Below are 11356 nucleotides of genomic sequence, written 5' to 3' on the forward strand. Positions count from 1 at the left end.
CACCGCCTCCAGCCGCGGCCAGGTGATGCCGGTGAAGGCGAGATCCACCCATGCATGGTCGCTCCGCTCGAACAGCCAGCGGGCCATCTTCGCCGCCTCCCCATTGGCCGCCATGTCCGACGACCCGCGCGCAAGCAACACCACGCCGGTGGTCGTGGGATCGGGCATGTCCAGCGCGCGCATCGCCTTGCGCAGGCTGCGGCCAAGTGATGCCAGAATCTCCTCGTTCGCGCCCAGGTGCGGGGCAACCACGAACTCGACTGTCGGATGGCGTCTGCGCGCATCCTCGACATGGTGCGGAATCTCCATCTTCACGTGGCCAGCAGCCCCCAGGATCAGCGGCACCACGATCACTTTTGCCGCGTCCCGCGCGGCCCGATCCAGCCCTTCGTCGAGCAGCACCTCGGCGAACTCGATGAAGCAGACCTCGATGCGCGCGGCCGGCCACCGCGAGCGCCACACCTCGGCGAAACGCTCGATCTCCGCATTGCCGGCGGGATCCCGCGAGCCATGGCCCACGAGCAGGATCGTCTCGTTCATCCCCCCTCTCCCGCGGCCTTGCGAAAGCGATGGGTAAAACCCGGATCATACAGTTTCGACCGCTTCAGCTCCGGCCACCGCCGCGCCCCCAACGTCGGGCCGACCACGATCATCGCCTGGGAGGCGATCTTTTCGGCCCTGCACCGTTCGCGGATGTTGCCGATGGTACCGCGCACGATCTTCTCCTCCCCCGGCCAACTCGCCTTGTGCACCACCAGCACCGGATCCTCCTCGCGCCAACCGGCGGCGAGCAACTCCTCCCGCACCTTGGCGAGCAGCGTGATGGAGAGGAACAGGCAGATCGTCGTCTTGTGCCTGGCCAGATCGCGCAACCGCTCGCCGTCGGGCATCGGCGTGCGCCCCTCCACGCGGGTGAGGATCACCGTCTGCGTCACCTCCGGCAGGGTCAGGCTCTCGCAAGCCGCGGCCGCCGATGCGAAGGCCGAGGAGACCCCGGGCACCACGCCCACTTCAATCCCCGCGCGCTCCAGCGGGCGCGCCATCTCGATCAACGCTCCGTAGAGCGAGGGGTCGCCCGTCTGCAGGCGGACCACGATCTCGTGGCGCGCGGCACGCTCGATCAGCCAGGCGGTGATCTCCTCCAGCGTCATCCCCTTGGAGTCGGCCACCTCGCATGCGGAGGTGACATGTTCGAGGCAGGCCCTGCCCACCAGCGAGCCGGCATAGAGCACCGCGTCGGCCTTACGCAGCAGCCGCGCCGCCTTCAAGGTGAGCAGCTCGGGATCGCCCGGCCCCGCGCCGACGAACCAGACCTTTCCCGTGCCGCCGGTTTGCCGCGAACTCGTCAAAACTCGATCCCCTGCTGTGCCCGGATCCCCTGGTCGGCGAAGGCGTGTTTGACCATGCCCATCTCGGTGACGGTATCGGCCGCCGCGATCACCGCCTCCGCTGCATGCCTCCCGGTCAGGATCAGGTGCATCCACCGCGGCTTCTCCTCACGGATGACGCGCGCGATCTCCTCGCCCGAGATCCAACCGTAACCGCAGCAATAGTTGATTTCGTCCCAGATCATCAGATCGTATGCATGCGAGCGCAGCTTCTCCTGGCACAGCGCCCAGATGGAACGGCTGGTGGCGATGTCCTGCTCCGGATTCTTCGTATCCCAGGTGAAGCCGTCGCCCAGCGCATGCCATTCGATGTTGTCGAAGCGTGCGGCCGCCTGCTGCTCGCCGGTCTGCCATTTGCCCTTGATGAACTGGATCACGCACACCTTCATGCCCCAGCCGGCGGCGCGAAAGGCCATGCCGAACGCGCTGGAGGATTTGCCTTTGCCTGCGCCGGTCAGCACCAGCGTGATTCCGCGCCGCAGTTCCCGTCGCTTGAGCCCCATCAGGCCGCCCGTCCGGCGCATCGGTTGCCCGTCTGTATGGGCTTACGGTTCGTGCGATCGCCCCCGCCGCGGACGACGGCCGCTTGCGAAGCCGCCCTTCCTCCACCGGAGAACCACGCCGCCGCCGCTTCGGGCGCGGAGGGGAAGTACCAGTGGACGTAGGAGGCCCGCACCCCTCCGTGGCGGATGCCGCGATCGCCCCGTGGCAGGTCGAAGCAGGGGGGGAGGGGGGTGGAGCAGTGGCGTTCGGAGTGGTGGAACTCGTGGCCGCGCATGCCACCCGCCTCCTCCCGGTAGCCCAGTGCGACCAGCCTTCGGTGCATGCGGAAGGTGCAGGGGAGGATGCCGGCCATCGGCAGTCGACGCCCCTCGGCGGTGACGATCGCGTTACCCAGCACCATCATGCCACCGCACTCGGCCAGCACCGGCCGACCCGAGGCGATGAACGCCCGCAGGGACGGCCAGCAGGGCGCGTCGGCCAGCCGGCCGGCATGGAGCTCGGGGTACCCGCCCGGCAGCCACACCGCGTCGGCGTCGGGAGGGAGTCGATCGCCCGCCAGGGGGGAGAAGAAGCGGAGGGTCGCCCCCGCCGACCGCAGCCACGCCAGGTTGGCGGGATAGAGGAAGCAGAAGGCTACGTCGCGCGCGACGGCGATCGTCGTTCCTTCCAGCATCCCGGCGGCACCGCGCAGGGGATCGGTCGGGACCGGGCCCCGGCGGGGGAGGGGGGAGGCGAGGGCCTCCGACCATGGCCCTGCGAGGTGGAGGGCGACGGCCAGATCGGGGGGCACACCACCGCATTCCCCGGGGGTGACCAGCCCCAGATGACGCTCCGGAAGCTGCGGCCCCTCCTTGCCGATCCATCCGATCAGGGGGGGAAGCCCCTCCCGTTCGAGCAGGTCGCCCAGCATCCGTGCGTGGTGTGCGCTTCCGGCGTGGTTGGCGAGGATGCCGGCGATCCGGATGCGTGCGCGTTCGGCTCGGGCGGTGAATCCGGCGACGAGCGGGGCGATGGAGCCGCTCATGCCGCGGACCGGTACCACCAGGATCACCGGCAGTTCGAGCAGGGAGGCCAGATGGGCGGAAGAACCCGGGCCGCCCACACCGTCGGCGCCGTCGAACAGCCCCATCACCCCTTCGACCAGGGCGATGTCGGCATCGGCGCAGTGGGCGTCGAAGAGGGCGCGGCAGTGCTCTTCGCGCATCATGCGGGTGTCGAGGTTGATGCTCTCCCGGCCGCAGGCGGCCTGGTGCCACATCGGGTCGAGGAAGTCCGGCCCCGCCTTGAACGGCGCCACACGGATACCGCGGGCGGTAAGAAGTTGCAGCAACGCCAGCATCGCCGTGCTCTTGCCGCAGCCGGAGTGGATTCCGGCGATCATCCAGCCGTGTGTCGGTGGGGGGGTGGGGTTGCCGATCGGTCCGCTCCTCGCATCGGTGGTGGCGGAGGGCGATGCCCGGGTAGGGGGAGGGCGGCTTAGGGGTGGCGCCCGCGACAGCCGGGGCTGCGCATGGCGACCATCACCCGGCCGTGCCCGCACCCCGGGGCACCGGTCCGTCTCTCGGCTCAGGCCGGTCTCCTGGCTCGCCTTCGTCCTCGGCCACGGCCGCCTTCCCGCCCGGGCACCGGACAGTGGCGTGGTGCGTGGCTTCGTCAGGCCTACAGTTGCGGGGGCAGCGCCGGCCTCGATTCAAAGTGGAATCCCACCGGACTTCCCGTTTCACCCCGGCACGCGGCGGCGCGTCGGGGCACCTGAGCGGGGCGGAACCCTATCCCTCCCGGCCGGCTCGGGGAAGGTGCGGCACCCGCACTACCCGCCGGCCGCCGCACCGCTCCCCGCACGGGTGCGGATCTTCATGACGGATCTCCTTGCAAAACGCTTCCAGCGTAAAAACTCGCGTTCGACCACCGGGCCCCGGTCCTTCTCATCGATCTCCAGGTGTAGGCGATGAGGGGCGTGTCGGGGTTTTCCCGGTACTGGAGTTCGATGACCACGGGGCCGTCCGCGTCCCTGCTCCTGAGCTCTCGGAAGCGGCCCCGCCGCTCCCATGCCTTGCGCAGCCCCTGGGTGAAACATTCGGACAAAAAGGCAAACACGTCGAAGAGCGTGGATTTGCCGCTGCCGTTGGGGCCGAGCAGCACGGTGAGCGGCGTGAGGCGATCCAGACGCACGTCCCGCAGCGCCCGGTAGTTCTGGACATGCAGGCTCTCCACCCGGGGAGGTTCGTAGATCTGGGTCATCACAGGCTCCTTACGCTGGCGATGCCGTGCCGCTTTGGCGCGTCGCCTTATGCGGCATGGTGTCTCCGACCTTCAGGCCTTGATCACACCGCAAAAAGTCCGTCCGTGGACCTTTTGCTCGACGGGAATCGAAGAGCGCGCTCTTCGATTCCCTTACAAAACCTTCGCTTGCATTCGCAAGCTTCGGTTTTGCGCGGCACGCCAACGCCGAGATGATGGGTTCTCGCGAAACCATCAGGCCTTGAGGCCCTTGTGACCGGGCGATCGGCTATCTGTCGTAGAGCCGGTTCCACGCCGCAAGCTCCTCCCACGGCGCCTGCTCCATCTGCGCCCGGCGCAGCCGCCAGCGCCAGTTGCCCTCCACCGTGCCCGGGGTGTTGAGCCGGGCGGTGCCGTCCAGGCCGAGCAGATCCTGCATCGGCAGGATGGCCAGATCGGCGACCGAGGCCAGCGCCTGACGCATCAGGGCGTGGTTGATCGCGGCGGCGTCGCACGCGTCGGGCAGGCCCAGGTAGTCCCGCACATGGGCACGCACCTCCGGCGGGGCGCTCTGCCACCAGCCGACGGTGGTGTCGTTGTCGTGGGTGCCGGTGTAGACGGCCATGTCGCGGCTGTGGTGGTGCGGCAGGTAGGGGTTGTCGGCGCCGCCGCCGAAGGCGAACTGCAGGATCTTCATCCCCGGCAGGCCGAAGCGTCGGCGCAGGGCATGCACCTCTTCGGTGATCAGCCCAAGATCCTCGGCGATGAGCGGCAGGCTGCCCAGCTTTTCGTCGAGCGTCTGCAACAGCTGTGCCCCCGGCGCCTTGCGCCACGCGCCCACCCGGCCGTCCCGCCGATCGCCGGGGATGGCCCAGTAGGCCTCCAGCCCGCGGAAGTGGTCGATGCGCAGCAGATCGACGCGGGCCAGCTGATGACGCACCCGCGCCACCCACCAGTCGAACCCCTCCTCGGCCATCCGCTCCCAGCGGTAGAGCGGGTTGCCCCAGCGTTGGCCGTTCTCGCTGAAGTAGTCGGGCGGCACGCCGGCCACCTCGTCGCACAACCCTTCGTCGTTGACCGTGAACAGCTGGCGCCGGCCCCAGACATCGGCCGAGTCGTGGGCGACATAGATCGGCAGGTCGCCGAGCAGCGCCACGCCGCAGGCAGCGGCCTCCTCCTTGAGCGCGCGCCACTGGCGGTCGAAGAGGAACTGCTCCATCTGCACCTGCAGCAGCGCCTCCTCGTGTCGATGCGCGATCTCGGCCAGTGCCGCCGGATCGTGGTCGCGCAGCGGCTGTGGCCAGCGCCACCACGGCGCCTCGTTGTGCAGCCGGCGGATGGTCGAGAAGAGGGCGTAATCCTCCAGCCATGCCCGGTTGTCGGCGAGGAAGCGCCGCCACTCCTCCTGCTCCGTCCAGTGTTCGCGGAAGCGCGCCACCATCGCCCGGCGCGCCTGCGCCATGGTGGCCCGGCCTGCGATGACCTCCGCCAGCAGCGCTTCGTCGAGCAGGCCGCAGGCGGCGCAGTCGCGCAGGTCGATCAGTTCGGGGTTGCCGGCGAAGGTGGAGCGCGATTCGTAGGGAGAGCCGTGGCCATGGGTCGGCCCGAGGGGGAGGAACTGCCACAGCCGGCAGCCGGCGTCGCGCATGCGGTGCAGCAACTCGATTGCTTCCGCGCCGAGCACGCCGTTGGGCAGCGGCCCGGGCAGCGAGGTGATGTGCAGCAGCAGGCCGCCGCGCCGCAGGGTCATCCGCCTATCCGCCGCGCCGCATGGTGCCGCCGCCTTCGGCATCACCGCCGCCGTGGGAGATGGGGAGGGAGAGCGCCTCCGGCGGCGGTGCGCCGATCAGGGTGTAGAGCCGGGCGAGGTGGCGGCGGTAGAGGTGGTCGAAGTCGCGCACCGCCTCCGACGGGTTGTAGTCGCCGAACCACCAGCACCAGTCGGAGCCTTCACAGATGGCCAGTTGCTCGGAGACCTGCGCCCGCCGCCCCTCGTCGAGCTCCGGCCAGGCGCGGTCCACCGCCTTCTTGGCGGCGATGAGCAGCTCCCAGCCGCGGTTCTTGGCCGCATCGCCGATCCATGTGGCCAGGTTGCCGAAGACCCACGATCCGGCGACCAGCCGTGGCAGGGTGGGAATCTCCTCGGGCCTGGTTCCCGCCAGGTAGTCGGCGAAGGTGGTCATCTCCAGATCGGGATGTTCGACGACGGCGCGGTAGAGTTGCCGCAGGAAGGGGATGCCGTTGGCCTCGTAGTGCTCCCAGGCGTTCTCCCCGTCCATGGCGATCACCACCACCGGCCGCGCGGCGCTCTGGGAGCGGTGGCGCACGATCTGCAGCTCCCGAATCAGGTCGGCGACGGCGTCGGAGGTGGCCCACTTGGCGTATTCGAAGCCGATCTTGTCCGAGAGGCGGTCGTCACGGAAGAAGCAGGTGATGGCGTGGTCGCCGCCGCCCACCCGCCAGGGCTGGTAGAGGGCGTGCGGCTGCCGCTCGCGCAGGTTGTAGCCCAGCGAGTGGTGCAGCACCGCCTCGCCGGTGGCGCACCAGGCGAAGCCCGCCTCACCCAGCAGGGCGAGCGCCTCGGTGGAGACCGCGCCCTCGGCCGGCCAGCAGCCGACCGGTGCCCGGCCGAAGCTGTGCCGGTGGCATTCGCGGGCCAACTGGATGTGGTGCTGCGCGCGCGCCTTCCCTCCGGGGTAGGGCTCGGCGGGGATCCGCGCATCGGGCACCGTCTCGCGCGCGGCATGGAAGTCGAGCAACAGCGGCAGGATGGGGTGGGCGTAGGGTGTGGTGGAGAGTTCGACCCGCCCCTGATCCGCCAGCCTGCCGTAGCGGCCGGTCACCTCCGCCAGCAGCTCGGCGATCAGGTCGATCAACGCGCGGCGATCCTCCCAGTCGAACCCCTCTCCCTTGGCCAACAGCCGCTCGGCGGTCGGGTGGCTGGCGCGCACCGTCTCGGCCAGCCAGCCCAGATGGTACCAGACCACGAGGTCGACGAAGAAGCGGTTGTCGAGGTAGTGCGCGCATTGCTGTTGCCGGGCGAAATCGGCGATCGCCTTGAGCCGAGCGTAGGGCGGATAGCGGTAGAGGTTGCGTTCGTGCTGGATGCGGAAGCAGGCGGTGCGCAGGTAGTCGCGTTCCTCGCTCGTATAGCGGCCGTCGTCGCGGGCGAGCAGCGTCAGCAATGGATCGGGCAGGGTGTGGTGCTCCTGCCGCCACAGGTGAAGGTGACGGGCGTAGTCTTCGATCTGCTCGGTCAGCGATGGGACGAAGTTGACCACCGCGCGCGTTCCTTCCGGCGCCTCGGCGAGCAGCTCGGCCATGTCGGTGTACTCCTTGATGGCGTGCAGGTAGACCCAGGGCAGGTGGTAGCGGCCGTCGTCGGCGGCGCGGTAGAAGGGCTGGTGCATGTGCCAGCAGAAGATGACCGAGAGCGGGCGGCTGCTGTTCACGATCGGGGTCAGGCCTCGTGCAGCTTCTGGCCCATCATCTCCGGCGTGACCAGGATCACCCCTCCTTCCGACACACGGAAGCGGCGGCTGTCGGCCTCGCGATCCTCACCGATCACCGTCCCCTCGGGGAGGATGGTGCCCTTGTCGATCACGCAGCGGCGAATGCGGCAGTTGCGCCGGATCTCGACGTCGGGCAGCACCACGCTGTCCTCCACCCGACTGTAGGAGTGGACCCGCACGTTGGAGAAGAGCACCGAGCGGCGCACCACCGCGCCGGTGATCAGGCAGCCGCCGGAGACCAGCGAATCGACCGCCATGCCGCGGCGGTCGTCGTCGTCGAAGGTGAACTTGGCCGGCGGAAGCTGCTCCTGCTGGGTCCAGATCGGCCAGTTGTCGTCGTACATGTTGAGCTCCGGCTGCACCTGCACCAGGTCCATGTTGGCCGCCCAGTAGGCGTCGATGGTGCCGACGTCGCGCCAGTAGCCCGGTGCGCCGGTGTTGGCGTTCATGAAGCGGAAGGCGAAGATCTCGTCGCGGGCGATGGCGCCGGGGATGATGTTGTGGCCGAAGTCGTGCAGCGAGTCGCGGTCGGCGGCATCCGCCACCAGCCGGTCGCGCAGGTAGCGTGCATTGAAGACATAGATGCCCATCGAGGCGAGCGCCTTGTTCGGATCGTCGGGCATCGGGCGGGGCTGCTCCGGTTTCTCGGCGAACTCGACGATCCGCCCTTCGTCGTTCACCGCCATCACGCCGAAGGCGCGCGCCTCCTCCAGCGGAACCGCGATGCAGCCGACGGTGACGTCGGCGCCGTTGGCCACATGGGCGGCGAGCATCTTGCCGTAGTCCATCTTGTAGATGTGGTCGCCGGCCAGGATGAGGACATATTCGGGGTTGTAGTGGCGGATGATGTCGAGGTTCTGGTAGACGGCGTCGGCCGTGCCCGAGTACCACTCCTCGCCCAGCCGCTGCTGGGCGGAGAGCACCTCGAGAAACTCGCCGAACTGGCCGGAGAGGAAGCTCCAGCCACGCTGCAGGTGGCGTTGCAGCGAGTGCGATTTGTACTGGGTGATGACCGAGATCTTGCGGATGCCGGAGTTGATGCAGTTGGAGAGCGGGAAGTCGATGATGCGGAACTTGCCGCCGAAGGGGACCGCCGGTTTGGCGCGCCATTGGGTCAGCTCTTTCAGGCGGCTTCCCTTGCCGCCGGCCAGCACCAGCGCCACCGTGTTCTGGGTCAGCTTGCTGATCCTGCGTTCCGCTATTTGTACACCCATCGTCCGCCCCCTGCCGTTCGGAACTCCTCTTCGCAGCCCAACGCTATCAGGGCCGGATCCGCCTTGCTATCATCCCCGCCGCCCAAATCGCCGAGCCGGGGGAGGAGCAGCATGCCGGTCGAGATCCATTCCACCACGCCGTTTGCCGACCAGCGGCCGGGCACCTCCGGCCTGCGCAAGCGGGTCGGCCGCTTCATGCAGCCGCGCTACCTGGAGAACTTCGTTCAGTCGGTCTTTGACGTGATCGGTGATGTGCGGGGAGCGACGCTGGTGGTGGGCGGCGACGGGCGCTACTTCAACCGCCAGGCGATCGCCACCATCCTGCGCATGGCCGCGGCCAACGGTTTCGGCCGGGTGCTGGTCGGGCGGGGGGGGCTGCTCTCCACGCCGGCGGCCTCCTGTGTGATCCGCGCGCACGGCGCCTTCGGCGGGCTGATCCTCTCGGCCAGCCACAACCCCGGCGGGCCGGAAGGCGATTTCGGCATCAAGTACAACACCAGCAACGGCGGACCGGCGCCGGAGGCGGTGACCGAGGCGATCTACGATCGCAGCCGGCGGATCGACGGCTTCCGCATCAGCTCGTGCGAGGCGCCGGCGATCGACGCCATCGGGCGGTTCGACCTCGACGGCATGGTGGTGGAGGTGATCGACCCGGTCGCCGACTATGTCGCGCTGATGGAGCGGTTGTTCGACTTCGATGCCATCCGCGATCTGCTCACCGGTGGCTTCTCCATGCTGTTCGACGCCATGCACGCGGTCACCGGCCCCTATGCGCGCGCGCTCTTCTGCGACCGGCTCGGCGCGCCGGCGTCGGTGCTGCTCGGCGCGCAGCCGCAAGAGGATTTCGCCGGCGGCCATCCCGATCCCAACCTGACCTACGCCAAGGCGTTGGTGGCGCGCATGTTCGGCGACGATGCGCCCGACTTCGGCGCCGCCTCCGACGGTGACGGCGACCGCAACATGATCCTCGGCGACCATTTCTTCGTCACGCCGAGCGATTCGCTCGCCGTGCTCACCGCCCATGCGCGCGAGATTCCCGGCTACCGCGACGGCATCGCAGGCGTGGCCCGCTCGATGCCGACCAGCGCCGCGGTCGACCGGGTGGCGCAGGCGCTGGGCATCGACTGCTACGAGACGCCGACCGGCTGGAAGTTCTTCGGCAATCTGATGGATGCCGGCCGCGTCACCCTGTGCGGCGAGGAGAGCTTCGGTACCGGCTCCAGCCATGTGCGCGAGAAGGACGGGCTGTGGGCGGTGCTCTTCTGGCTCAACATCCTGGCGCGCAGCCGGCTGTCGGTGGCCGAGGTGGTGCGGCGCCACTGGGCCCGTTTCGGCCGCAACTACTACGCCCGCCACGACTACGAAGGGGTGGAGCGGGAGGCGGCGGAGTCGCTGATGGCCGCGCTACGCGACCGCTTTCCCGCGCTGCGCGGGCAGACGGTGGCCGGCCGGCGCGTGCGGCTGTGCGACGACTTCGCCTACCGCGATCCGGTCGACGGCAGCGAAAGCCGCGGGCAGGGGCTGCGCATCCTGCTCGAGGACGGCGCGCGCATCGTCTTCCGGCTGTCGGGCACCGGCACCGTCGGGGCGACCATCCGCATCTATTTCGAGGCGTTCGAGCCGGATGTCGCCCGCCAGGGGATGGATGCGCAGCAGGCGCTGGCCGATCTGATCGCGGCGGCGGGGGAGCTGTCGCGCCTGCCGCGCTTCACCGGCCGAGATCGCCCGACGGTGATCACCTGATCCGGGCGAGGCGGCCCTGAAGATGTTTCAGTCGGTTCAATGGCCTTCGAGGATGGATGACCGGGTATACCCGAGAGGAGCATTCACCGAACAGCCGCCCCATCCAACGATGTAATGTTTTGATCGAATCGCAAAAAGCCCGTCCGTGGGCTTTTTGCGCGGCGGGGATCGAAGAGCGTGGTCTTCGATCCCCTTACAAATCCGTCGGTTGCATGCGCAAGCCCCTGTGTGGCGGGCCTGGTCGAATCCCGCTCCTCATGCCCGCCTGCTGCCGGTAGGTCAGCCCAAAGACCACGTCGGCCATCCAGCGCCGGAAGTCCTCGTTGTCCATAAACTGCTTGAACAGCTCGGTGTCGTCCCTGAGCACGGCGGTCATCACCCGCGTCAGAGCTTTGTCGTGCTCGATGCGTGCGTTCTGCTCGTCCGAATGTTTCTGGGCGTTGCGATAGGCCTCATCGGTAGCCACCCGTTCGGGAATATCCTCAAAGATCAGCCTACGAACCCGATCCTTGTCTTCCCACGGGATGTCGCCGAACTGCTCGTTGAACGCCTTGATGATGTTCGACAATCGGTCGAGCTCCGGTTCGGGCCTGGACCCGCCGCCCGAGGTCGGAACCGGCCCGATCTCGGCATCCTCATCGGCCAGCGCAATTCTCACTGCGGCCTGTTTCTCCACCCGGTAGCTGTCCATGTCCACCGCATCGAGAATGCCGCGCGAAAGGTCTTCCTCCTTGGGCGCGGGAAGCTTCGGGACAAGAAAGGTGAGAAAGATCGA

The 11356-nt window shown here is 68.5% G+C and carries 8 protein-coding genes, 2 pseudogenes and 1 riboswitch; of the genes and pseudogenes, 1 reads left to right on the plus strand and 9 read right to left on the minus strand.

Translation table 11 applies throughout. From position 1 onward, the window contains the following. The 8 genes and pseudogenes from D6682_02530 to glgC form a co-directional block, all read right to left on the minus strand. The coding region (locus D6682_02530) for a sirohydrochlorin chelatase (protein RMH52146.1) at positions 1–540 on the minus strand (540 nt) is incomplete at its 3' end. Further along, positions 537–1349, minus strand: a complete 813-nt coding sequence (gene cobM / locus D6682_02535; GenBank protein RMH52147.1) for a precorrin-4 C(11)-methyltransferase — start codon at positions 1347–1349, stop codon at positions 537–539. The genes D6682_02530 and cobM, both read right to left, overlap by 4 nt. Next, positions 1346–1891, minus strand: coding sequence for a cob(I)yrinic acid a,c-diamide adenosyltransferase (gene cobO / locus D6682_02540; protein RMH52153.1), 546 nt, complete (start codon positions 1889–1891; stop codon positions 1346–1348). Before cobO ends, cobM begins: the two co-directional genes overlap by 4 nt. Next, positions 1891–3273: a cobyrinate a,c-diamide synthase gene (locus D6682_02545; protein RMH52148.1), complete on the minus strand. Its 1383-nt coding sequence runs from the start codon at positions 3271–3273 to the stop codon at positions 1891–1893. The genes cobO and D6682_02545 overlap by 1 nt, the downstream gene beginning before the upstream one ends. A gap of 170 nt (positions 3274–3443) precedes the next feature. Continuing rightward, a riboswitch (cobalamin riboswitch) is annotated at positions 3444–3663 on the minus strand. A gap of 105 nt (positions 3664–3768) precedes the next feature. After that, positions 3769–4136, minus strand: a pseudogene (locus D6682_02550) (ATPase). Between the two features lie 265 nt (positions 4137–4401). Then, a complete protein-coding gene (malQ, locus tag D6682_02555) occupies positions 4402–5862 on the minus strand; it encodes a 4-alpha-glucanotransferase (GenBank protein ID RMH52149.1) in 1461 nt (486 codons plus the stop codon). Positions 5863–5866: 4 nt separating this feature from the next. Further along, positions 5867–7564 carry a glycoside hydrolase family 57 gene (locus tag D6682_02560; GenBank protein RMH52150.1) on the minus strand — a complete coding sequence of 566 codons (1698 nt, stop codon included), beginning with the start codon at positions 7562–7564 and terminating at the stop codon, positions 5867–5869. Positions 7565–7572: 8 nt separating this feature from the next. Beyond that, on the minus strand, positions 7573–8838 hold the full coding sequence (gene glgC / locus D6682_02565) for a glucose-1-phosphate adenylyltransferase (GenBank protein RMH52151.1): 1266 nt from the start codon (positions 8836–8838) through the stop codon (positions 7573–7575). Positions 8839–8949: 111 nt separating this feature from the next. Here glgC and D6682_02570 point away from each other — a divergent pair, with 111 nt between their 5' ends. Next, positions 8950–10581 carry an alpha-D-glucose phosphate-specific phosphoglucomutase gene (locus D6682_02570; GenBank protein ID RMH52152.1) on the plus strand — a complete coding sequence of 544 codons (1632 nt, stop codon included), beginning with the start codon at positions 8950–8952 and terminating at the stop codon, positions 10579–10581. Between the two features lie 274 nt (positions 10582–10855). On the opposite strand, the pseudogene D6682_02575 reads toward D6682_02570, so the two are convergent. Next, a pseudogene (locus tag D6682_02575) lies at positions 10856–11356 on the minus strand (type I restriction endonuclease subunit R).

The sequence above is a fragment of the Zetaproteobacteria bacterium genome, from assembly GCA_003696765.1.
Lineage (GTDB): Bacteria > Pseudomonadota > Zetaproteobacteria > Mariprofundales > J009 > RFFX01.